21 protein-coding genes are annotated in these 22,104 nt (G+C 50.7%); 10 read left to right on the forward strand and 11 right to left on the reverse strand.

Features of this window, described 5'->3' with window-relative positions; all coding sequences use genetic code 11:
* Positions 1–7 precede the first annotated feature (7 nt).
* A complete protein-coding gene (locus tag ACFQI7_RS27020) occupies positions 8–1,030 on the forward strand; it encodes a glycosyltransferase family 4 protein (RefSeq protein WP_218100690.1) in 1,023 nt (340 codons plus the stop codon).
* A gap of 73 nt (positions 1,031–1,103) precedes the next feature.
* Here ACFQI7_RS27020 and ACFQI7_RS27025 read toward each other — a convergent pair whose 3' ends face one another.
* The gene (locus ACFQI7_RS27025; RefSeq protein WP_218100689.1) at positions 1,104–2,210 is read right to left on the reverse strand and encodes a DegT/DnrJ/EryC1/StrS family aminotransferase; all 1,107 of its coding nucleotides are present in this window, start codon (positions 2,208–2,210) and stop codon (positions 1,104–1,106) included.
* A gap of 22 nt (positions 2,211–2,232) precedes the next feature.
* Positions 2,233–2,931 carry a DapH/DapD/GlmU-related protein gene (locus ACFQI7_RS27030; protein ID WP_218100688.1) on the reverse strand — a complete coding sequence of 233 codons (699 nt, stop codon included), beginning with the start codon at positions 2,929–2,931 and terminating at the stop codon, positions 2,233–2,235.
* Between the two features lie 297 nt (positions 2,932–3,228).
* Between ACFQI7_RS27030 and ACFQI7_RS27035 the strand changes: the two genes are divergently transcribed.
* The 6 genes from ACFQI7_RS27035 (at position 3,229) to ACFQI7_RS27060 (ending at position 9,076) form a co-directional block, all read left to right on the forward strand.
* Complete coding sequence (locus tag ACFQI7_RS27035) at positions 3,229–3,528, forward strand: hypothetical protein (protein ID WP_218100687.1); 300 nt, start codon at positions 3,229–3,231, stop codon at positions 3,526–3,528.
* A gap of 169 nt (positions 3,529–3,697) precedes the next feature.
* On the forward strand, positions 3,698–4,795 hold the full coding sequence (locus tag ACFQI7_RS27040; protein ID WP_218100686.1) for a glycosyltransferase family 4 protein: 1,098 nt from the start codon (positions 3,698–3,700) through the stop codon (positions 4,793–4,795).
* Between the two features lie 24 nt (positions 4,796–4,819).
* Entirely contained in the window at positions 4,820–5,935 is a 1,116-nt protein-coding gene (locus tag ACFQI7_RS27045) for a glycosyltransferase family 4 protein (RefSeq protein ID WP_218100685.1), read from the forward strand.
* A gap of 41 nt (positions 5,936–5,976) precedes the next feature.
* Entirely contained in the window at positions 5,977–7,074 is a 1,098-nt protein-coding gene (locus ACFQI7_RS27050; RefSeq protein WP_230415239.1) for a glycosyltransferase family 4 protein, read from the forward strand.
* Between the two features lie 47 nt (positions 7,075–7,121).
* Complete coding sequence (locus ACFQI7_RS27055) at positions 7,122–8,219, forward strand: glycosyltransferase family 4 protein (protein WP_218100684.1); 1,098 nt, start codon at positions 7,122–7,124, stop codon at positions 8,217–8,219.
* Between the two features lie 659 nt (positions 8,220–8,878).
* Positions 8,879–9,076, forward strand: a complete 198-nt coding sequence (locus ACFQI7_RS27060) for a multicopper oxidase domain-containing protein (RefSeq protein ID WP_268966841.1) — start codon at positions 8,879–8,881, stop codon at positions 9,074–9,076.
* A 207-nt stretch (positions 9,077–9,283) separates the two neighbouring features.
* Here ACFQI7_RS27060 and ACFQI7_RS27065 read toward each other — a convergent pair whose 3' ends face one another.
* The 3 genes from ACFQI7_RS27065 to ACFQI7_RS27075 form a co-directional block, all read right to left on the reverse strand.
* Entirely contained in the window at positions 9,284–9,541 is a 258-nt protein-coding gene (locus ACFQI7_RS27065; RefSeq protein ID WP_377517913.1) for a transposase, read from the reverse strand.
* Between the two features lie 930 nt (positions 9,542–10,471).
* A complete protein-coding gene (locus ACFQI7_RS27070; RefSeq protein ID WP_218100683.1) occupies positions 10,472–11,290 on the reverse strand; it encodes a TrmH family RNA methyltransferase in 819 nt (272 codons plus the stop codon).
* Positions 11,291–11,319: 29 nt separating this feature from the next.
* The gene (locus ACFQI7_RS27075; RefSeq protein WP_218100682.1) at positions 11,320–11,979 is read right to left on the reverse strand and encodes a potassium channel family protein; all 660 of its coding nucleotides are present in this window, start codon (positions 11,977–11,979) and stop codon (positions 11,320–11,322) included.
* Between the two features lie 187 nt (positions 11,980–12,166).
* On the opposite strand from ACFQI7_RS27075, the gene sspI reads away from it, so the two are divergent.
* Positions 12,167–12,370, forward strand: a complete 204-nt coding sequence (gene sspI / locus ACFQI7_RS27080) for a small acid-soluble spore protein SspI (RefSeq protein ID WP_218100681.1) — start codon at positions 12,167–12,169, stop codon at positions 12,368–12,370.
* A gap of 72 nt (positions 12,371–12,442) precedes the next feature.
* On the opposite strand, the gene ACFQI7_RS27085 is transcribed toward sspI, so the two are convergent.
* Genes ACFQI7_RS27085 through ACFQI7_RS27100 form a run of 4 tightly spaced genes read right to left on the reverse strand, consistent with a single transcriptional unit; the run spans position 12,443 to position 16,649 of the window.
* A complete protein-coding gene (locus ACFQI7_RS27085) occupies positions 12,443–13,546 on the reverse strand; it encodes a Gfo/Idh/MocA family protein (protein WP_218100680.1) in 1,104 nt (367 codons plus the stop codon).
* Between the two features lie 26 nt (positions 13,547–13,572).
* On the reverse strand, positions 13,573–14,301 hold the full coding sequence (locus ACFQI7_RS27090) for a ThuA domain-containing protein (protein WP_218100679.1): 729 nt from the start codon (positions 14,299–14,301) through the stop codon (positions 13,573–13,575).
* A 23-nt stretch (positions 14,302–14,324) separates the two neighbouring features.
* Positions 14,325–15,485 carry a Gfo/Idh/MocA family protein gene (locus tag ACFQI7_RS27095; protein WP_218100678.1) on the reverse strand — a complete coding sequence of 387 codons (1,161 nt, stop codon included), beginning with the start codon at positions 15,483–15,485 and terminating at the stop codon, positions 14,325–14,327.
* A 48-nt stretch (positions 15,486–15,533) separates the two neighbouring features.
* On the reverse strand, positions 15,534–16,649 hold the full coding sequence (locus ACFQI7_RS27100; protein WP_218100677.1) for a LacI family DNA-binding transcriptional regulator: 1,116 nt from the start codon (positions 16,647–16,649) through the stop codon (positions 15,534–15,536).
* 174 nt (positions 16,650–16,823) lie between these two features.
* Between ACFQI7_RS27100 and ACFQI7_RS27105 the strand changes: the two genes are divergently transcribed.
* Both ACFQI7_RS27105 and ACFQI7_RS27110 read left to right on the forward strand, forming a co-directional pair.
* Complete coding sequence (locus ACFQI7_RS27105; RefSeq protein ID WP_218100676.1) at positions 16,824–17,543, forward strand: response regulator transcription factor; 720 nt, start codon at positions 16,824–16,826, stop codon at positions 17,541–17,543.
* Between the two features lie 3 nt (positions 17,544–17,546).
* Positions 17,547–19,040, forward strand: a complete 1,494-nt coding sequence (locus ACFQI7_RS27110) for a sensor histidine kinase (protein ID WP_218100675.1) — start codon at positions 17,547–17,549, stop codon at positions 19,038–19,040.
* Positions 19,041–19,271: 231 nt separating this feature from the next.
* Here ACFQI7_RS27110 and ACFQI7_RS27115 read toward each other — a convergent pair whose 3' ends face one another.
* Both ACFQI7_RS27115 and ACFQI7_RS27120 read right to left on the reverse strand, forming a co-directional pair.
* Positions 19,272–20,855, reverse strand: a complete 1,584-nt coding sequence (locus ACFQI7_RS27115; protein WP_218100674.1) for a peptide chain release factor 3 — start codon at positions 20,853–20,855, stop codon at positions 19,272–19,274.
* Positions 20,856–20,878: 23 nt separating this feature from the next.
* Positions 20,879–21,961, reverse strand: coding sequence for a metallophosphoesterase family protein (locus ACFQI7_RS27120; protein WP_218100673.1), 1,083 nt, complete (start codon positions 21,959–21,961; stop codon positions 20,879–20,881).
* Between the last annotated feature and the right edge of the window lie 143 nt (positions 21,962–22,104).

Here is a 22,104-nt window from a genome sequence, read left to right on the forward strand (position 1 = left end):
TATGTCCTTGAACGTATTGCACCTTCCCTACGGTATCGGAATCAGCACGATGGCCCGTGCGCTCCGTGCCCAAGGCGTCAGTGCATCGTCGGCCAGCTTCAAATCGACGAATGTTTATAATTACTTGGCCCATATCCGTTTGAATTTGGATCAATACCCGGCAAGCAAAAGAAACGAAATTCGAAAGAAATTCCTTGAGGAAGCGATACAAAAGTACGATCTCTTTCATTTCCACTTCGGAGAAACATTTTTTCCGGACAAAAGCGATGTAAAGATACTTGCCGCTATGGGGAAAAAGATGATTGTCGAACACCGCGGCTCCGAGGTACGAATGCTGTCCATAGCCAGAAACTTCAATAACCCGTTTGTTCGCGTCAAACGCTCTTTTCCGGAACAAACGATTCGCTACAATTTAAAGCTCCTATCCTCCTATATCGATTATGCCGTTGTCCCTGATCATGAATTATTGCCTTATATCGAGCCGTATTACAAAAAAACTTATGTCGTCCCTCGAGCCATAGATGCCAGCGGGTTCACACCCCAGTATCCGTCACCCGATCCGAATCCTCTTATTGTACATGCTCCGTCGCGTCGGGAGCTCAAAGGTACCGAATATGTCCTGTCCGCCATAGAGCGATTGCAAAAAGACGGATTTCAGTTTCAATTCAAGTTAATCGAAAATCTTCCGCATGAGGAAGCGTTACAACTGTATCAAAATTCGGCCATTGTCATTGATCAGCTGCTCATTGGCGCATATGCCAACTTGAGTATGGAAGCGATGGCCATGGGCAAGCCTGTGCTCTGCTATATTCGCGACGATCTGTTCGGCAAGTATCCGCCCGGACTTCCGATCGTAAGCGCCAACCCGGATACGATATATGATGCATTGAAGAATCTGCTGAGTCGCCCGGATACGTGGCAAAAGCTTGGTATGGAAGGCCGGCGTTATGTAGAGCAGCACCATTCTATGGACAAGGCGGCCTCCGCACTATTGAATGTTTATAACGAAATCGTTGGCAAGAAAGTGTGATAGACGGCAGCCTCCGAACGAAAAGAAGGGATACGGCTTGACAAACCGTATCCCTTGGCTGTTTCCGGAATCCTTACTGCGATTCTATAAATTTGTTAATGCGCGAAACGATATACTGCTGCTGTTCCATGGTCAACTCCGGAAACATCGGCAATGCGATCGCCCGTTCCGAAGCGGCTTCGGCTGCCGGCAAATCTCCGCTCTTGTAGCCGAGGTCAACGAATGCCTTTTGAAGATGCAGCGGACACGGATAGTAATGGCCGGTGGCTATACCTGCTTCGTTTAAATATGACGATAATGCTTCCCGCTCCTTGAATTCTATCATGTAGATATGATAAACATGGACGATATCGTTAATGGAATGAGGAAGAGCGATGCCCGGTGCCAAAAGCTGACCGGAATAATATTCGGCCTTTTCCCGGCGTAATTTGTTCCATTCATTCAATTTTCCCAGCTTTACTCGTAAAATAGCGGCCTGCAGCTCGTCAAGCCGGCTGTTATAGCCCACCGCATCGTGATAGTATTTTCGAGTGCTGCCGTGGCTTGCAAGCAAACGTACTTTGCGTGCCATATCTTCGTCGTTCGTCAGAACGATCCCGCCGTCGCCGTAGCCTCCCAAATTTTTGGTAGGAAAGAAAGAAACGCAACCAATATGACCTATGCTCCCGACGGGCCTTCCCTTATAGGTGGCGCCCAGCGCTTGGCACGCATCTTCGATGATATATAAATGGCGGCGCCGGGCGATATCAAGAAACGCATCCATCTCCGCCGGCTGGCCAAAAATGTGTACGGGGATGATCGCCTTCGTTCTGGAAGTGACCTTCCGCTCCACATGCTCCGGCGACAAATTGTACGTCCTTCTATCGATATCAGCAAAAACCGGAACCGCCCCTACTCTTGCAATGGCCTCCGCCGTTGCAAAAAAGGTATACGGAGAAGTAATTACTTCATCCCCGGCCCCTACTCCGCATGCCTCTAAAGCCAATATCAAAGAATCCGTTCCGTTCGCCGTCGAAATTGCGTATTGGGATTGCGTGAATTGTGCCATTTCTTGTTCAAAGCTTCGGATCTCCGGGCCGGAGACATAAGCCCCGCTATGAAGCACTGTTCGCACAGCGTTTTGTATCTCGGCATCCACCGACAAATATTGAGCCCTCAAATCAATTAATGGGATATTCACGTTTATCTTCCTCCTGTCGAATCTACGGATCCCGCGACATAAGCTTCGCAGGTACGCCTACTACGGTTGCATTGTCAGGCACATCCTTGGTCACAACGGAACCTGCGCCGACAATCGCTTCCCGGCCAATGGTTACTCCCGGGAGCAGCGTGGCATTATTCCCGATGCTTGCTTTTTCCTTGATATGGGGACCCGCCAGCTCATATGGCTTTCGGCCCATGTATTTATCGTTTGAAGTAGATACTTCCGGCCCGATGAATACGTCATCCTCAATGATCATGTCAGCTGTAATATAGGCTCCGGTTTGAATCAAGCATCGGTCGCCAATCGTTGTGCGGCATTCGACGGTAGCGCTTCTTCCCACCACAGTGGAATGGCCTATGTGTGTCCTCTCCCGAACACTTGCCAAATCGCCGATCATTGCGCCTTCCCCGAGTGTGGACCCGGCATAGATGACGACTCCGTTGCCGATTCGGCTTTCATTGCCAATCACAAGCGATCCCTGTTCGGAAACGTCGTGCCGTACTCTCGCATTTTTGAACGGCTGGCAGCCTAAAACCGTATTGCATCCAATCATAACGCCATCGCCAACAATCGTCCCGGAGAGTAAAACGGAATGATGTCCGATGCGGACATTTTCTCCTATGATTACACCGTGTTCGATTATTACGTTATAGCCGATCCATAGGGAAGAGGGCAAATGGACACTAGCATCGATCATTTCTATCTCTCCCTTCATCAATAAAATCCGTCAACCAAAATTATCATATGAACCTGGCTTCCTTATGGTACGGATTCTTGTCCTGCATAGCGGAACTTTCTAGTAAAAATAGTTGTGAAACTACTGGTAAAGGCGGAATTTATCTCAATTGGTCGCTATACCTACAGCAATTATTGATAGTGTTACATACGGTAGTAGCAGGTATTTACTTGCTGTCTCGCCGATTTTGAGATGAAGCCGGTTAACTAGCAAGTAAACATCATACATTTTGAGTTTCGATGTAAAGGAGATTAAAAGATGGGTAAAAAGAATACGATGAAACAGCAAGCCGTCGCGCTAATAACGGTTGACCCTGCTTCGCCGGACCACACCGTTATAGGATATAGCGATAACTTCGACAATCCAGCTGTCGAACCAACAGGGTGTCCCGCATCGCCGGTTCTAGGGGCTTTTCTTGAGGCTAAATTTATAATTAAAGATGTTACAGGCGCGGACGGATTTATTCAATACACCTTGTTCAACAAAAAATTTAACAGCAAGGAGCAAGCCAAGCTAAGTCAAGCCTTGGACGATATTAACTGCGAACCTATAACATGACAAGCAGACGCCGGTACGAACCGGCGTCTCAATTTTCTAGTGTTTCTAGGTAGTTTAAGGGTAGTTAGAACAGAAGAAAGGGGGATCCGAATGATAGCTACACAAAAACTAAAGGTAGATATGTTCCTAACGCAAAAAGATTTTCAAAATCTAAGGAGGAATTCAATCAATGGATAGGGTATCAAGGCAGGAAATGATTAAGAATTACGTGTCCATTAAACCCTTCGAAAATCCAAACCAAAAATATGACACAATCAGAGAGAAAGTCCATCTTTCTTCTCACGGCATCGGAATTAGCACTTTGGCTCGTGCATTGCGTTCTCGTGGCGTACATGCAACCTCTTGCAGCTTTTATACAAATGTATACTCCTACCTTTCTGATGTTTCTTTGAATTTGGATCTATATCCCATGGATCTTAGAGTGAAGATACGGGATGCCTATTTTGAGGAAGCATTAGAAACATACGACATCTTCCATTTTCATTTCGGTTCAACTTTTTTCGAGCCTGATAAGCGAGATTTGAAAATTCTGAAGAGCTTAGGGAAAAAGATCGTAGCTCACTTTAATGGTGATGAAGCACGTTTGCCGTCGATAGCAAAAACATTTAACAATCCGTATGTTCAAGTAAGGGAGTTCTGGACTGAAGAAAGGATTAGGGAGAATCTGAAGCTTAATTGTACCTACACCGATCATGCGATCATCAACGATCATGAACTATTGCCTCAAGTCGAACCGTATTTTAAGAAAGTGCACATCATCCCTTATGCGATCGATGTCCGTGAATTTACGCCTGAGTACCCGTCTCCCTCCGCCGAGCCGGTAGTTGTCCACGCGCCGTCGGACCGCAGGGTGAAGGGAACGGAGTTCGTGCTGCAGGCCGTAGATCGATTAAAGAAAGAAGGCGTAAAATTTCAGTTTCATTTGGTCGAAAAAGTCCCGCACGAACAGGCGAAACAAATTTATCAAAAATCGACCATTATAATCGACCAACTGACGGTTGGAACTTATGCGAATTTGAGCATGGAGGCTATGGCGATTGGTAAGCCCGTCATTTGTTATATTCGGGACGATCTGCGCAGCACCTTCCCGCCCGGTTTCCCGATCGTCAGCGCAAACCCCGATACCATCTATGAAGTATTGAAAGATTTATTAAACCGGCCGGAGGACTGGGCGAAACTCGGGATGGCCGGCCGCAGCTATGTGGAACAAACCCATAGCTATGACAATGTCGCGCAAAAGCTGATCCACGTCTACAAACAGCTTTAAGCAGGCAAAGGTTTTAATTACAGAATGAAACGAGGAATTAAAACAATGGATAGGCTATCAAGACAGGAAATGATAAAGAAGTACGTGTCCGTTAAACCCTTCGAAAACCCTAAACAAAATACAATCAGAGAGAAAGTCCTTCTCTCTCCTCACGGCATCGGTATTAGCACACTGGCTCATGCATTACGTTCTCGTGGCATATATGCAACCTCTTGCAGTTTTTATAAAGACGCTTACTCCTACCTATCTGATGTTTGTTTGAATTTAGATCAATATCCGATGGATCTTAGAGTGAAGATTCGGGATGCCTATTTTGAGGAAGCATTGGAAACATACGACATCTTCCATTTTCGTTTTGGTTTAACTTTTTTTGATCCTGATAAAAGGGATTTACAAATTTATGCAAGCAAAGGAAAAAAAGTTGTGGCCCACTTGACCGGTGTTGAAGCGCGGTTACCGTCGGTCGCCAGAAATTTTAACAATCGATATATACAAGATGGGGCTTGGGGATGGACAGAAGAAAGGATTCGGGAGCACCTAAACGTTCTTTCCGCCTATGTCGATCATGCGATCATTTGTGATCACGAATTAATGCCTCATGTCGATCCGTATTTTAAAAAAGTTCACATTGTTCCTTATGCGATCCATGCCAATCAATTTACTCCTAAGTACCCATCACCCGATGTCGAGCCTACAGTCGTTCATGCACCTTCGAATCGGGAGGTTAAAGGTACTGAATTTGTACTGAAAGCCGTCGAACGTTTACAAAAGGAGGGTCACAAATTTCAATTCCAGTTGGTTGAAAAAGTGCCGCGCGAACAGGCAAAACAAATTTATCAAAAGTCTACTATTGTCATCGATCAACTGTCCATTGGAACTTACGCAAACTTAAGCATGGAGGCTATGGCGATGGGAAAGCCCGTCATATGTTATGTCCGTGACGATCTTCGCAGCACATTCCCGTCTGGATTACCGATCGTAAGCGCTAATCCGGATACCATATATGAGGTTTTAAAGGATTTACTAAATCGCCCTGAGGATTGGCACAGGCTTGGAATGGCCGGCCGATCCTATGTTGAGCAAAATCATAGTTATGGGAAAGTCGCCCAAAAGCTGATCGATGTTTACAAACAACTTTAAGCAGGTAAGGGTTATTTTTACTGAAAAGAGGAATTAAAACAATGGATAAGCTGTCAAGACAGGAAATGATAAGGAATTACGTGTCCATCATACCGTTCGAAAATCCAAAACAAACGTATGACACAATCAAAGAGAAAGTCCTTCTCTCTCCTCACGGCATCGGAGCCAGCACTTTGGCCCATGCATTACGTTCTAGCGGCGTACATGCAACCTCTTGCAGTTTTTATAAAGACGTTTACTCGTACCTATCTGATGTTTGTTTGAATTTGGATCTATATCCCATGGAGCTTAGAGCGAAGATTCGGGATGCCTATTTTGAGGAAGCATTGGAAATATACGACATCTTCCATTTTCATTTTGGTTCAACTTTTTTTGAGCCTGATAAAAGGGATTTGAAGCTTCTAAAAAACAGGGGTAAAAAGTTGATTGTCCACCATAACGGTTCTGATGCACGGTTATTGTCGGTGGCGAGGAGCTTTAACAACCCCTATGTTGTGGTAAAAGAAACTTGGCCGGAAGAAAAAGTCCACGCTAATATGAGGTTACTTTCCTCCTCTATCGACCATGCAATCATCAATGATTATGAACTAATGCCATACGTCAAGCCTTATTACAAACACGTCCACGTTGTGCCTTACGCTATCGATGTACAACAAATGAAGCCGGTTTACCCGGCACCGGATTCCCAGCCATTAGTCGTCCATGCACCCTCGCATCGAGAGATCAAGGGGACAGAATTCGTAGTAGCCGCAGTTGAACGTTTGAGAAAAGAAGGACACAAACTTCAATTTAAGCTGCTGGAAAATTTACCTCATACCGAGGTAATGCAATTATATCGGCAGTCCGCTATCGTCATCGACCAACTTCGAATTGGTACTTATGCAAATTTAAGCATGGAGGCCATGGCGATGGGAAAGCCCGTCATATGTTATATCCGTGACGACCTTCGCAATACATTCCCGCCCGGATTACCGATCGTAAGCGCTAATCCGGATACCATATATGAGGTTTTAAAGGATTTACTAAATCGCCCTGAGGATTGGCATAGACTTGGAATGGCCGGCCGATCGTATGTTGAGCAACATCATAGCTATGGAAAAGTCGCCCAAAAGCTGATCGATGTTTACAAACAGCTTTAAGTAGGTAAGGGTTATCAACTACAGCATGAAAAGAGGGAATTAAAATAATGAATAGGCTATCAAGACAGGAAATTATAAGCAATTACGTGTCCATTAAACCATTCGAAAATCCAAACCAAAAATATGACACAATCAAAGAGAAAGTCCATCTCTCTCCACACGGCATCGGAACTAGCACTTTGGCTCGTGCATTGCGTTCTCGTGGCGTACATGCAACCTCTTGCAGCTTTTATAAAGACGTTTACGCCTACCTGTCTGATGTTTGTTTGAATTTGGATCTATATCCCATGGATCTTAGAGTAAAGATTCGGGATGCCTATTTGGAGGAAGCGTTAGAAACATACGGCATCTTCCATTTTCATTTCGGTTCAACTTTTTTTGCGCCTGATAAGAGAGATTTGAAAATTCTGAAGGGCTTAGGAAAAAAGCTGGTGGCTCATTTTAACGGAGACGAAGCGCGTATGCCGTCGATAGCAAGAAAATATAACAATCCATATGTTCAAGTAAGGGAGCCCTGGACAGAAGAAAGGATTAGGGAGAATCTAGAGCTTAATTCTGCCTACATCGATCATGCCATCATCAACGATCATGAATTATTGCCTCAAGTCGAACCGTATTTTAAAAAAGTGCACATCATCCCTTATGCGATCGACGCCCGTGAATTTACTCCCGAGTATCCATCTCCCTATGCCGAGCCGGTAGTTGTCCATGCGCCGTCGCACCGCAGGGTGAAAGGCACGGAGTTTGTGCTGCAGGCTGTAGAACGGTTAAAGAGAGAAGGCCGAAAATTTCAATTTCGTTTGGTTGAAAACGTCCCGCGCGAACAGGCAAAACAGATTTTTCAAAAATCGACCATTATTATCGACCAACTGACCGTTGGAACGTACGCGAATTTAAGCATGGAAGCAATGGCGATGGGAAAGCCCGTCATATGTTATATCCGTGACGATCTTCACAGCACTTTCCCTCCCGGTTTCCCGATCGTCAGCGCTAACCCCGATACCGTCTATGAGGTATTGAAGGATTTATTAAACCGGCCGGAGGACTGGCCAAAACTCGGGTCGGCCGGCCGCAGCTATGTGGAACAAACCCATAACTATGACAAAGTCGCACAAATGCTCATCAGTGTCTACAAACAGTTGTGAAGAAGGTGGGTCTAAATGAAAGTTCTGCACCTGCCTTATGGTGGGTAGATGCACCCCTTGACTCGGCATTAATGGACATTGGTATGGAGGCGATATTTGCCATTTCGATCGATCCAACCTCAGATTCAAACCGATATATGTCTCGAACAGCAGAGCGTTTCGCCGTCCAAACGCGACTCCGTCAAATGGATCTTCCTGAAAAAAGTGGCTGCGGAATTTGATGTATTTCATTTTCATTGCAGCCTGGTGGTAGTGCTACGTCGATTCTAAGATGACAGCAGGGAAGGGACTGACCATAGAACGGTGAAGGGTTAATCAACCCCGCGTGCTTCCAAGAGCGACATTCCATGGTGCCGTGCAGGACCGTGGGATTCGTTACATTATCAAAGATAGCATTGGCAAATTTAACGTATCTCGAGCTAAACTCATCCCCCGATAAATTCGGGAGGCAGGTTCAGTTGTTAAACGGCAAAGGATTGGCTGGCTACGCAGCGGCCAAAGTCGGGTTCCATTGAAGTATGGAACTTCGTTAACCCGGAAACTAACACGCATTCTATGCACACACATCTGGTTCATTTCCAAATTCTCAGCCGCAGACCGTTCGATGTGAATTACTATAACAAGACGAAAAAAATACGCTACACTACACTGGTCCTGCAATTCCTCCATCACCTAACGAACGCGGGAATAAAGATGTTGTTCGGGTACCGCCGGGATTTGTTACAAAAATCAACGCTATATTTCGTACCCTATACGGGCAACTACGTTTGCATTGCCATATTCTAGAGCACGAAGATTACGATATGATGCGGCCGCTTAAGGTTGTTCACGGCAAGGGACTCCCCCGCAAAAAATGATTCGACCGAAAAGTCCTAGCCCGGACGGGATGTTCCCTGTCCGGGCCGCGCACTGACCGGCAAACCACAAAAAATGATTATTGTCGGGCGGCTGTGACTCCCCGGACAACAGCCTTTTCCAAGACAGCCGCAGTAACCGTTCCAATCGCGATTACGGCATTTTTACGGTCTAGCCGCTAATACAGTGATGCATAAATTATCAAACAATTAGCGTTGCAAAATCTTGCCGGCGTACGTCCACTTAACGTGTAGCCATGTGTCATTGAAGTAGCGTTTAAAAGAGAGTAGTTGTTCCCTTAAGTCCTGCTTCGACGTAAAGTTGCCTCGCCGGATCAGTCGCCGTACCAGAGTACTGAACCAGATTTCAATCGGGTTGAGCCACGAGCAATGCTTGGTGTAGACAAACCGGATGCGATGGGTGCGTTTCGTGAGAAATGCAGAACGGGACGCCTTTGATTTCAGCACACCTTCCTTGTACTTGGTGCCCAGTTCAGACTCGTCGATTCCGCAATGTCTCGCGATGAGACGGACAACACTTTCGGAGAGTTGAATATCGAGTTGGTCGGTGACGGGTATTCACTCCCCGTCCGGATCCTGCGCAAGCAGACACTCAGATGCTTGACGAAATCCCGCCCCGAGCGGGAGTCACCCACCGTCGGCGCAAGGATCTGGCCTGTCGCCATTTCCCTGTTGTCGATCAGACACTGGGTACCGTGCCGGACGTACTCAAACGATTTTACTTTTTATACAAAATTATTGATAAATCTAATAGTTAATCGTAGTAACCTTCCTCGAATACAATTACCCCTTCTACAGGCTCTGATGGATCCTCTTCTGCAAATGGAGCGTATACTGCAAAGCCCTATTTTATGGAAGTAAGACCAGATTCATCAAATTGCAACGTGTTATCTAACTTACTTAAAATCTCCCTTGCCTCCGCGTACGATTTTCCAAGAAGGTTATGCCCATTAAAAACTACTGAAGCAGGAAGGTGAAATTCAATCGCGTCACATATACCTGGTTTTTTTATAATACACAAAACACCACTGGTAAGAATCTGTTTCAAGCTCGTCATCTTTAGATTTACGAAATCTTTTTATAGGGGAGACTCCTAGGGCTTCTTGAACTATCATTTGGGGTCATTCCAAGCAATACCTTTCCAGCTCCGATATAAGAATTTACTACAAACTCCATAGTTACCCTCCTTGGCCTAGAAGTAAGCTTTTTGTGCATGATCTATATTGACCTAACATAAACCAAATGGCAGCAAATCATTGTACGATAAGGGATTTGCTGCCATCAGGTTGTCTCATTTTGATGTTATAAACAGTCTCAAACTATCTTAAAATCAGTCTCAATTTAAGTTATAACTGACATTGGCTTTAACTGCGCTCCCTAATTCCCCCGCTGCCGCATCGCCTCGAACAACACGACCGTCGCAGCCATCGCGGCGTTGAGCGACTCAGCGCTGCCCTGCATCGGAATCCGTACATGATGCCGCGCCAGCTGCTGCACGGTTGCAGACACGCCCTGCCCTTCGTTGCCGATCACGAACCATGTCGGCTGCCGAAAGTCGTATTCATATATGCTGACCGCTTCTTCCAAGCGGGTAGATACGACATTCACGCCGCGGCTTGCCGCCTGCGGAAGCCACTCTTGCAAATCGCCCTGCACGATCGGCAGATGAAACAACGAGCCCATCGTGGAACGGACGGTCTTCGGATTATACAGGTCGACCGTTCCTTTGCCGAGCAAAATACCGGATGCTCCTACGGCGTCGGCGCTCCGAATGATTGTGCCAAGATTGCCGGGGTCCTGCATCCCGTCAATGACGGCAACCAGCCCGCCCTTCTCGCTGGCGGCGAGCAAATCGGCCGGCCGCCACGGCAGCTTCGGCACGACGCAGAACACCGGCTGCGGCGTTTCCGTATCGGTGCACTTCGCTAGCACCGATTCCGTTACCGCCACGCATTCGATGCCGAGCGCCGCCGCTTCTTTCCGCAAGCGCAAGGATGCTTCCGCGCGTTCCGCCGAATAAATCAGCACTTCCGGCGGGACGTCGCTGCGAAGTGCCTCTTCGGCCAGGTGAATGCCCTCGATCAGAAACCGTCCCTGCTTGTCCCGACCTTTCCGATCCAGCAGCTGCGTCCACTGCTTCACGCGATCGTTTTGTACGGAAGAGAGCGCCGCCTGTTCTTTCCCTAACTTTTCCATAAAATTCCGCTACTCCTATTCCGTTCCGATTAATCGGCAAAGGCAACTTCAAAATGCTGCAAATCCGTGTTTTTCCCGACGACCACAAGAACGTCGCCTTCCTTTATCAAATCCTCCGCATGCGGAGCGATATTCATTTTATCCCCGTTCTTTACGGCCATGACGTTGCAGCCGAATTTGGCGCGAATATCGAGCTGGCGCAAGTTTTTGCCGATCATCGCAGGCGCTGCGGCGATTTCTACAATGCTGTAATCATCGGACAATTCGATGTAGTCGATAATGTTGGACGAAACGAGATGATGCGCTACCCGCATCCCCATGTCGCGCTCGGGGTAGATGACCTTGTCGGCGCCCACTTTTTTGAGCACTTTGCCGTGCAATTCGTTCTGCGCTTTCACGACGACCTTCGGCACGCCGATCTCCTTCACGATAATCGTCGTCAGGATGCTCGCCTGAATGTCCTGCCCGATGGCGACAACCACCACGTCGAAGTTGCGCAATCCAAGGGCGCGCAGCGCCTCCTCATCGGTCGAATCCGCCTGTACCACGTGCGTAACGACGTTCGATGCCTCTTGCGTACGCTGTTCGTTGCTGTCGATAGCCAGCACCTCGAAGTCGAAGTCCGCTAACGTTTTGGCCACGCTGAAACCGAACCGGCCCAGGCCGATGACTGCAAATTGTTTTTTCACAGCCGCTCATCCCCTTTCGGGTTCTATTATAGCAGTCGTATCGATCAAGCACAAAATTACGGCAGCGCCCCCGTCGTGACGTGTAAGATGCGAAAAAAGAAGCATGAAAAAATGGGAATCCGAGCATAATAAAGGAGTAAACTGCCGCGATCAAGGTAGACGAACCAACATAAAGCGAGGGCCGATCATGAACCTTAACTTGAGACAAGCCATTATTCAACGCATGCAGGATAAAAATAACGATGAACTTCAAGACGTGATTGAGGACTCTATTGACGGGGAAGAGCGCGTGCTCCCCGGTCTCGGCGTTCTTTTTGAAATCATTTGGAAGCATAGCGAAGCCGGTATGCAGGACCAGATGGTCACGACGTTGAAAGAGCATTTGGCTTAGACGGTCTGCGTCTGCATTGCACAAAGAAAAAAGCGCAAGGCATTATCCCCGTGCCCTGCGCTTTTTTGCGGTTCAATCGAGTATGCTGCGCACCAATCCTTGCGACATCGGTGCCGGACGCTCGCAAATGCTCTTCATCGCATAATGCTTGCCCTCGTCCGACGCATCGTGGAAAGCGTGCATCGCTTCGAGCACATGATAAGCGAGCTGGCCGCAGGTCCGGTTGATCCGTCCGCCGCGAATCGCGTAAGCCATATCCAGTACGCCCAGCCCGCGGCTGTTATCGGTATAACCGTGGGTGAGCGGAATTTCCTTCCACTCTTTGGCGTCATGCCGCTTCAGCATGACAGGTCCTCCGAACGTGTTCGGGTCCGGTACGCTGAGCGTACCCAAGCTCCCGTATACTTCGATACGCGGAAGCTGAGCTCCACCGAAGACGTCAAAGGAGGTGATAATCGTGCCGATCACCCCGCTGTGAAAATCCATAATGCCCGCCACATGCGTCGGGGTATCCACCTGTATCGTCTTGCCGTACTTCTTCTCGCTTGTGATCGTCCGTTCCGGGAAAGTAACTTTCGCCGATCCGGTGATACGCGAAATCGGGCCGAGCATCGCGATCAGCGCCGTCAAATAATACGGGCCCATATCGAACATTGGGCCGCCGCCTTTAGCGTAGTAAAACTCCGGGTCCGGATGCCAATGCTCATGCCCCCGGCCCATCATGAAAGCAGTCGCGGCCACCGGCGTGCCGATCCAGCCGTCGTCGATCAGCTTGATGCACGTTTGGATGCCGCCGCCAAGGAACGTGTCCGGAGCGCTGCCGACGAGCAGCTGTTTCTCCGCCGCTTTCGCCAAAATCGCCTGACCTTCCTCCCGCGTCACGGCAAGCGGCTTCTCGACGTACACATGCTTGCCGGCTTCGAGCGCCTGGATGCATACGTCCGCATGCGCGGCCGGAATCGTGAGATTGATGACGAGATCAATAGCCGGATCGGCAAGCAACTCCGCGACCGAGCACGCTTTCGGAATGCCGTATTCCTCAGCGCTGGCCGCGGCGCGGGCAAGGTCGAGATCGGAGCAGGCCGCCACCTCAACCGCGGCGTACGTTTTCAAATTTTTAAAGTAAGCGCCGCTGATTTTGCCGCAGCCGACGATACCCACTTTGATTTTTTCCATCGTAAGGTCTCCCTCTCCCGATTCGTTTATTGGCTGTCGCCCATTCCCGTATATGCCGAATTCGCCGCTTGCTTTTGCTTGGCGGCTTCCGCCATTGCTCTGCCTTCCGCGCACCATACGAAGCCGCGCCGCATGATCTCTTTCACCGGCGGCATTTCCACGATGTTTGCCTTATGCCCGAGCGAACAATAAAATACGCGTCCCACGCCCCATCGCTTCGTCCAGACGACCGGCATATCGACCGCTTTATTGAGGGAATGCGGTCCCTGTACGACCGGAAACCGCGTCGTTGCCAGCACTTCGACAGCGGGATCGACATGGAGATAGTACTGCTCGCTTTTCGCATCGAAATCTTCGATCCCCTCGAGCAGCGAACTGGAGCTGTACTTAACGTTTACTTTATACTCGACGCCGTCATTCCCCGGATGCGCCACCCATTGGCCGCCCGTCATAAACTGCCAGTCGACATTATCCCGGAACGCGTCACACATGCCCCCGTGACAACCGGCGATGCCTACCCCGCTCTGGACGGCAACCGAAACGTTGCCTGCCTGCTCTTTGGAAATTTTACCCATCGTCCATACGGGCACGATCAGATCGAGCGCCAGCAGCTTCTCCTTATCGTTGAACACATCCAGCGTATCGGACACTTCGACCTCGAAGCCTTGCTCCCCGAGCACTTCATTGAAAATGTCGGCCACTTCCTTCGGCTCATGGCCGAGCCATCCTCCCCATACAATCAACGCTTGCTTCATCCGGCTCACGCTCCTCGCTTCGCTTATAGTTCTTCGATCCGTACCCAGCGGCGCTGTTCAATCGACCAATCGACCGCTTCCAGCACCTGCTGGCATTTGACGCCGTCCGCGAAATTCGGCACCGGCTGGCGACCTTCCGCAATCGCTTGCATCAGCTCGACCGTCTCGTGGATGAATGTGTGCTCGTAGCCGATCGTATGGCCCGGCGGCCACCAGGCGTCGGCATACGCATGAGACGGGTCCGTCGCCAGCACGCGCCGAAAGCCCTGCACATCGTCCGCGTCGTCCGTAAAATAAACCTGCAGCTCGTTCATCCGTTCAAAGTCGAATTTCACGCTGCCCTTACTGCCGTTAATCTCGAATGCGTTCGTGCAGCGATGTCCAGGCGCGAAACGCGTCGCTTCGAAGCTGCCGAGCGCCCCGCTCTCGAAGCGGGCCATGAACAGCGTAGCGTCGTCGACTGTAACGGGACCTTTGGGCGCATCGTTGCTGCCTTTGGCACTCAGCCCGGTCATCGAAGAAGGCAGCGGACGTTCCTTGATGAACGTTTCGTTCATCCCGATCACCTCGGTCATGCCGCCGACGAGGAAATGCGCCAAGTCGATCAGATGCGCCCCCAAATCGCCGTGAGAACCGGAGCCGGCAATTTCTTTCTGCAGCCGCCAAACAAGCGGGAACGCCGGATCGACGATCCAATCCTGCAAAAACCAGGCGCGGAAATGATAGATTTGGCCTAGGCGGCCTTCCGTGATCAGCTTCTTCGCCAGCTGAACCGCCGGTGCAAACCGATAATTGAAGCCGACCATATGCTTGACGCCCGCGACTTCGACCGCCTGCAGCATTTCGCGAGAATCGGCCAGCGTCAGCGCGAGCGGCTTCTCGCAGAAGACATGCTTGCCCGCCGCCGCAGCCGCAAGCGCGATTTCCTTGTGCGCGTCGCTCGGCGCATTGATATCGATCAGATCGATATCGTCGCGCTGCACAAGCTCCCGCCAGTCCGTATTCCAGCTTTCCCATCCGAACTGCTTCGCCGCCTGTTGTACCCCTTGCGCGTCACGCCCGCAAATCGCCTTCATGACCGGTTTGGCCGTCTTTGGAAAAAACATCGGCAAATCGCGGTACGCATGGCTGTGCGCCTTGCCCATAAATTTATAGCCGATCATGCCCAAACGAACTTGTTCCAACTGCTCTCGCCTCCTCGTGGATTAACCTGAGCCGCAGCGGGCCCGGCGTTACCGTTCACACGATTGTCTTATGACCAGCTTCGTATCAAGCTTCATGGATACGGGCGGCTCCTGTTCGTCGGCACCGCTGCCGCCGGCTGCCCGGGTAAGCACTTTCTCCGCCGCCAACCTTCCCATCTCGTAGAATGGAACCGCGACGCTTGTAAGCGGCGGATCCGTCACGCGGGCGGCGTCCGAGTCATCGTAGCCGACGATAGCGATATCCCGTCCCGGTACGATTCCGTGCTCCCGGAGTCCTTGCATCAGGCCGATCGCCATCCGGTCGTTCGAGGCGAACACGGCATCGATCCGATCCCGGTTCCTGACCATTTCGGCAGCCGCCTTGTATCCGCTTGTACGGCTGTAGTTGCCTTCGTAGTACCAATGCGGCGGGATGGCTTCTGCATCGGCGGGGTGTGCCTCCACTCCCGGCAATAACCCGGCTTCCCGCATCGCTTGCACATAGCCGCGAAGACGGTCGCCGCTGTTCGAATACTGCGGTGAGCCGTTCAAAAACGCAATGCGCCGGTATCCTCTGGCGATCAAATGCTTTACTGCGCTGTAACTGCCCTCCGTATGGTCGGCATCGATCTCAAGGAACCGCTCGCCGCTGAAATGCTGATTGACCAGGCCAAACGGCAGTCCCGCTTCCGCCATCGTTCTCAGCTCCGCGCGCTCCCCCGGCGTATCCGTTGCCCCGAGAATGATGCAAGCATCTACTTTTTGCGAGCGGAAAATACGCATGTAATCGCTTTCTACGCCGGGAGTCCGAAACATAAGGAGCATGTCATACCCCATCTCCTTCACCTGCTCGCCGATCCCGCTTAACACTTCCGAGAAATAATAAGTCGAAAAAATATGTACTTTCGGCACGTAAGGAAGCACTACGCCCAAATTGCCGCTGCGGCGGCGGGCGAAGCTCTGAGCGATCGCGTTCGGATGATAATTCAAGCTCTGTGCTGCCTCGAGTACCCGCTGCTTCGTTTCCGCTTTGATCGGACCTACGCCGCTCATGACACGAGAAACGGTCGCCTCGGATACCCCCGCTAACTCAGCGACTTCCTTTCGGGTTACGATGCTTTCCGCCTCCTCGTCTACATGATTATATTTTGCTGCTGTGTCCATTATGTACGCGCGTTCATTATCTCATGAGCCACAACATGTGTCAATTGCCCGTGTCATCATTTCGGGTCTGGCGCATTCGCCATGATGCTCCAATTGTTTTCGTCTTGCCAACGGTAGCCGAAGCGGATATGCTTGAGATAAAATAAGCCATTTGAACCATGGGAGTGTGGCCGGATGAAGCTGTTGGTCGCAGAAGATGATCGTTCGGTATGTGAAATGCTGCAGTTGTTTTTTCAAAAAGAAAAATATGAAACGACATTCGTCTACGACGGTTTGTCGGCCGAAGCGCAGCTCGAGCATCATGCCTGGGACTTCATCATATTGGACTGGATGCTGCCCGGCAAAGACGGGATCACGCTCTGCCGTGAGATTCGCCGACGCTTCGAAACGCCGGTCATTTTGCTGACCGCCCGCGATCAGGAGCAGGACCGTATTCTCGGCCTGGAACTCGGCGCCGACGATTACGTGACGAAGCCGTTCAGTCCGATGGAACTCATCGCTCGAATGAAAGCCGTGCTGCGCCGTTATCAGCGCGGAAATGGTGCAGCGGAGCGTCACCCCGAGCCGGATCCGTACGCCATCGACTCCAGCAAGGACGAACAATTGCGGCACAAGAACATCATCATCGACTTGCCCTCACGAACGGCTACGATCGGAAGCATGACGATCACCCATTTGACGCCGAAAGAATTCGAGCTGCTGTCGCTCTTTGTCCGTTATCCGAAACGCGTGTTCACCAGGGAACAGCTGCTTGAGAGCATCTGGGGCTACGATTACTTGGGTGAAGAACGAACGGTTGATGTTCATATCAAGCGGCTTCGCAATAAAGTATCTACGGCGGATCACCCGCTTATCATTACCGTATGGGGTGTCGGGTACAAACTGGAGGAATAATGGATGAGTAAGAAACGAAGGCGGTTCCGCTACCGTTTTACATTTTTTCAGCGCCAGTTTCTAAGTCATCTCATCATTTCCTTGCTCATTCTGGTGCCGCTCTTTTTCGGATTTACTTACTTTATGAAGCAATACATTTACAAGCTGGAAACCGACGAGCTGATCAGCGTCTCCAAGGCGGTTACAAGAACGATGCTCAAAGAAGAGGAAGAGCCTGCAGCGGCGCTGCAATCGTTCCGGAATTTGCTCGTCGAACGGAAAATCTCTTTTATATTGCTGGACAAATCGGGGCAGCTCGTCTACCGTGATCCGAGAATGCCGAGCGCCATGCGTTCCAAAGCGTTTCTGGACAACTTGAAGCTGAAAATGTTCGGCGCCAAAGAAAACGAAAGCTTCATTATCCAGCGCAATACCGAGGACCCGCTTGTCGTAATATTCAAGCCGATTCGGACGAAAGGCGCGCGAGGCGACTTTTACCTGTTCGTCATCTCGCCGCTCAAAGGCATGCAAACGGCGGTACAGACGCTGAATAAAGCGCTGGTATATATGGCGATCTTCATCTTCCTGCTTGCCGTCATCGCCAGTTTGTTCGTCTCGCGCAGCTTGAGCCGGAGCATCAGCTCCCTCAGGCAGACGACGCGGCAAATCGCCGCCGGCGACTATGCGGCCCGTTCGCCCGTAAAGCGCTCCGACGAGCTCGGAGAGCTGGCCAGCGACTTTAACTCGATGGCGCATCAGCTCGAGATCACGTCAAGCAAGCTGCAGCAATTCGAAATGCGCAGAAGCCATTTCATCATGGACATGACGCACGAGCTGCGTACCCCGCTGACATCCATCCGGGGCATAATCGAGGGACTGAAGAACGGCCTGGTCGGCGCAGCGGAGGAACGGTATAAGTATTACGGCATTATTGAGAAAGAAACGTTCCGTTTGATCCGCTTGATTAACGAATTGCTTGACATGGAGAAGATCGAAGGCGGAATGATTGCGCTCAATAAAAAGCGAACGCCGCTCGGCGAACTGCTTGAGATTGTGGCCGAATCGCTGGAGGTGCTTGTGCAGGAGAAGAAGCTGCGTATTCAAATCGAATGCGCGCCCGAGCTTCTCGTGTACGGAGACTACGATCGATTGACGCAAATATTCATTAATCTCGTTAAAAATTCGATTCAGTTTACGGAATACGGCACGATTCGCCTATCGGGCCGCGAGACGGAGCAAACGACGATTATCGAAATTGCCGATACCGGACGGGGCATGTCCAAGGAAGAATTGATGCTCATGTGGGAACGGTTTTATAAGGCAGACCCGTCCCGCAGCAAAGCCAGCAGCGAAACCGGGCTCGGGCTCTCGATTGTCAAGCAGCTCGTTGAAGCGCATAACGGCACGATCGAGGCGGAGAGCACGCCGGGCATCGGCACGACATTCACGATTACGCTGCCAAAGGCGGAGCCATCCTCGTCAGCCGGTACTCCCATCGCGCTTGGCCCCGGATCGTGATCCGGGCGGCGACTGTCGCCCGCAATCGATAGTCCGTTCCTATCCGTTGTCACCCTTGTCACAAGCTCCTAGCCGATCCCACTTTTTTTCGGTTGCGAGTGTCCATGTATCACTAAAAACCCCATCCCGCATTTTGAACTCCCCAGAGGCTAGCGCAATCTAACCTTTGGAGGTGCAGTTCATTTTGCGGGATGGGGTTTTTCATGGCGATCTTCTCTGATGGCAATAGCTTTACGGAGCCATCTCCAGGAACTTCAAATTCGGATTTTTCTCCATTGCCGTGCGCAGCGCGTATTCGTTCTCGAACAGCGCTACGTGATTGTCCTTTTTATCCTTCACCAGCTGCGAATTGATACGGAACTTGCCCGGGTCGATGTCGTCGCCGACGAGCCAGCGCGCAAATTGATAGTTCATTCGCGACAGCTGCACTTCCACGCCGTACTCGGCCTTCATCCGGTATTCGAACACCTCGAACTGCAGCTGACCTACGACGCCGAGGATCAAATCCTCGAAGCCGATCGTCTTGAACACTTGGATCGTGCCCTCTTCCGTCAGCTGATCGACGCCTTTCTGGAACTGCTTGTGCTTCAGCGCATTTTTCACCGTTACTTTGGAGAACAGCTCCGGGGAGAAAGTCGGCAGCTCATCGAACTCCACGCCGCCGGTTTGGCTGAGCGAATCGCCAATGCGGAAAATGCCCGGGTCGAACAAACCGATAATATCGCCGGGGTACGCATCTTCCACAATGTCGCGGTCCTGCGCGAGAAACTGCTGCGGCTGCGCCAGCTTAATGTCTTTGCCCACACGCACATGCTTCACCGACATGCCGCGCTCGAATTTGCCCGAGCAGATGCGCAGGAATGCGATACGATCGCGGTGGGCCGGGTTCATGTTCGCCTGAATTTTGAAAACGTAGCCGGAAAACTTCTCGTTTAGCGGATCGATCATACCTTCGTTGCTCCTGCGCGGCGTCGGCGTCGGCGCAAGCTGCAGGAAGTTCTCGAGGAACGTCTGCACGCCAAAGTTGTTGATCGCGCTGCCGAAAAACACCGGAGTGAGCTCGCCCGAACGCACCTTCTCGAAATCGAACTCGTCGCCGGCCACATCGAGCAGCTCCAGATCCTGAACGAGCTGATCGTAAAAAAACTCGCCTGCAATTTCCTTGACGACCGGATCGTCATAGCCGCTTACTTTGCGCACTTTGATTTCGCGGTGATCGTCGCCCTGAAACAATTCCACCTGCGTCAGCTTGCGGTCGTATACGCCGCAAAATTGTTTACCCATGCCGATCGGCCAGTTCATCGGATAGGAACGGATGCCGAGCACCTGCTCCAGCTCCTCGAGCAAATCGAACGGATTTTGCCCCTCGCGGTCCAGCTTGTTGATGAACGTAAAGATCGGGATGCCCCGCTTGCGGCATACTTGGAACAGCTTCTTCGTCTGAGCCTCGACCCCTTTGGCCGAGTCGATCAGCATGACGGCGCTATCGGCGGCCGTCAGCGTCCGGTACGTATCTTCACTGAAATCCTGGTGACCCGGCGTATCGAGAATGTTGACCCGATGTCCGTTGTAATCGAACTGCATGACGCTGGACGTGACGGAGATTCCGCGCTGCTTCTCGATCTCCATCCAGTCGCTTGTCGCGTGGCGGCTTGCTTTCCGTCCTTTTACGGTGCCGGCGAGCCGGATGGCACCCCCGAAAAGCAGCAGCTTTTCGGTCAATGTCGTTTTCCCTGCGTCAGGGTGCGATATGATCGCAAAGGTACGTCGTTTCTGTACCTCATTCTTCAATATTTCAGATATTTCGGTGCTCATGTTGATGAAATTCCTTTCTTTTTTTACACTAATTTTACCGTCCAATCGGCTTCTTTAATCCAAGTGCGGTCTGAAAATTCTCTGCCGCGTAATGTCACCCGGTCCGAGTATACCTGCACGTACAACCCTTGCGACCGTTCTTTCGCCGCATTCTGATAGCTGCGGTTGAGCACCCGTCCGACCGACGAGTTATGAAAGTAGTGGAAGCCGGAGCTATCTTTTACATAGTGTTCCATAGTTCCGATAAAATCTTGATGGCGATGACCGCAAAATACAAAAACATTAGGATACGGCTTCAAAATGTCCCGGAACTTTTTGGCCGGAATGAGCGAATGCGAGCCCCCGTCTTGGCCCGCCGGCGGCAGCGGCTGATGTGTCATAATAAAAACCGGTTTGCCGTCTTTATGGCTTGCCAGCCTCTCCTTCAGCCAGTCGAGCTGCTCATCCGAGTACCATGCGCCTTCGCCGACCTCCGGTTTCTCCTGAACGTACGTTTCCTGGGACAGCAGGATCAGATGATACCCTTTCAACGTCGTATCGTGATACGGCTTGTCGAGCCCCCAGAACTTTTGGAATCTTTCACGGGACTGCCAGTCGGTCTTGCTGTTGGGCATCGTGTCCTTATTGAACCAGCCGTTTTTATCGATCCATATGTCGTAATAGTCGTGATTCCCCATATTCGCATGCATGGGCGGAAGCTTGTATTCGGACAAAATATTCCGAAGGTCTTTATAATCCTTCTCCCGTCCGTACTCCGTCAAATCGCCCGTCATCACAAGCGCTTCAACGGGAGACTCGAAATGCTTCATATCTTCGAGCGCTTCTTTCAAATGTTTAATCGTATTCGGATCGTCCTGCGAAATGTGCAGATCGCTAATGATGAAATACGAAAACAGCGGTACGGCCGGATCGACGGACTTCTCCGGTTCCTTCTCCTCAACAGGCTCCGGCTGCGGTGCCGTCACGCCCTGATTGGCGCCGGCGGCTGCACCGCCGCTTGCTTGCTTCGCGACCGATGTTTCAAGCAGCTTCCATAATGCGGTTGCGGCAGCGCCGATCATGACCAGCAGTCCAAGCATCCAACGAATAAATGCGCGTCTTGACATGAAGAATAATGCCCCCTGATCTCCCTTTCTAGGGTCGCCCCATCCTTATATTATATCGCGCCGCTACCCTCCTTGCCTACTCCCGCCCAAAAATTAACCCCGTCCCGTCCACAGATTCGGGGCACGAAAAAAGAGGCTGGTTC

The sequence above is a fragment of the Paenibacillus allorhizosphaerae genome, from assembly GCF_042659105.1.
In the GTDB taxonomy this organism is placed as follows: domain Bacteria; phylum Bacillota; class Bacilli; order Paenibacillales; family NBRC-103111; genus Paenibacillus_G; species Paenibacillus_G allorhizosphaerae.

What these genes read in the sequence shown, in the direction of transcription:
- ACFQI7_RS27030 (WP_218100688.1), bottom strand. Translation starts at nt 2,931, where the DNA reads ATGATCGATGCTAGTGTCCATTTGCCCTCTTCCCTATGGATCGGCTAT.
- ACFQI7_RS27035 (WP_218100687.1), top strand. Translation starts at nt 3,229, where the DNA reads ATGGGTAAAAAGAATACGATGAAACAGCAAGCCGTCGCGCTAATAACG.
- ACFQI7_RS27040 (WP_218100686.1), top strand. Translation starts at nt 3,698, where the DNA reads ATGGATAGGGTATCAAGGCAGGAAATGATTAAGAATTACGTGTCCATT.
- ACFQI7_RS27045 (WP_218100685.1), top strand. Translation starts at nt 4,820, where the DNA reads ATGAAACGAGGAATTAAAACAATGGATAGGCTATCAAGACAGGAAATG.
- ACFQI7_RS27050 (WP_230415239.1), top strand. Translation starts at nt 5,977, where the DNA reads ATGGATAAGCTGTCAAGACAGGAAATGATAAGGAATTACGTGTCCATC.
- ACFQI7_RS27055 (WP_218100684.1), top strand. Translation starts at nt 7,122, where the DNA reads ATGAATAGGCTATCAAGACAGGAAATTATAAGCAATTACGTGTCCATT.
- ACFQI7_RS27070 (WP_218100683.1), bottom strand. Translation starts at nt 11,290, where the DNA reads ATGGAAAAGTTAGGGAAAGAACAGGCGGCGCTCTCTTCCGTACAAAAC.
- sspI (WP_218100681.1), top strand. Translation starts at nt 12,167, where the DNA reads ATGAACCTTAACTTGAGACAAGCCATTATTCAACGCATGCAGGATAAA.
- ACFQI7_RS27085 (WP_218100680.1), bottom strand. Translation starts at nt 13,546, where the DNA reads ATGGAAAAAATCAAAGTGGGTATCGTCGGCTGCGGCAAAATCAGCGGC.
- ACFQI7_RS27090 (WP_218100679.1), bottom strand. Translation starts at nt 14,301, where the DNA reads ATGAAGCAAGCGTTGATTGTATGGGGAGGATGGCTCGGCCATGAGCCG.
- ACFQI7_RS27100 (WP_218100677.1), bottom strand. Translation starts at nt 16,649, where the DNA reads ATGGACACAGCAGCAAAATATAATCATGTAGACGAGGAGGCGGAAAGC.
- ACFQI7_RS27105 (WP_218100676.1), top strand. Translation starts at nt 16,824, where the DNA reads ATGAAGCTGTTGGTCGCAGAAGATGATCGTTCGGTATGTGAAATGCTG.
- ACFQI7_RS27110 (WP_218100675.1), top strand. Translation starts at nt 17,547, where the DNA reads ATGAGTAAGAAACGAAGGCGGTTCCGCTACCGTTTTACATTTTTTCAG.
- ACFQI7_RS27115 (WP_218100674.1), bottom strand. Translation starts at nt 20,855, where the DNA reads ATGAGCACCGAAATATCTGAAATATTGAAGAATGAGGTACAGAAACGA.
- ACFQI7_RS27120 (WP_218100673.1), bottom strand. Translation starts at nt 21,961, where the DNA reads ATGTCAAGACGCGCATTTATTCGTTGGATGCTTGGACTGCTGGTCATG.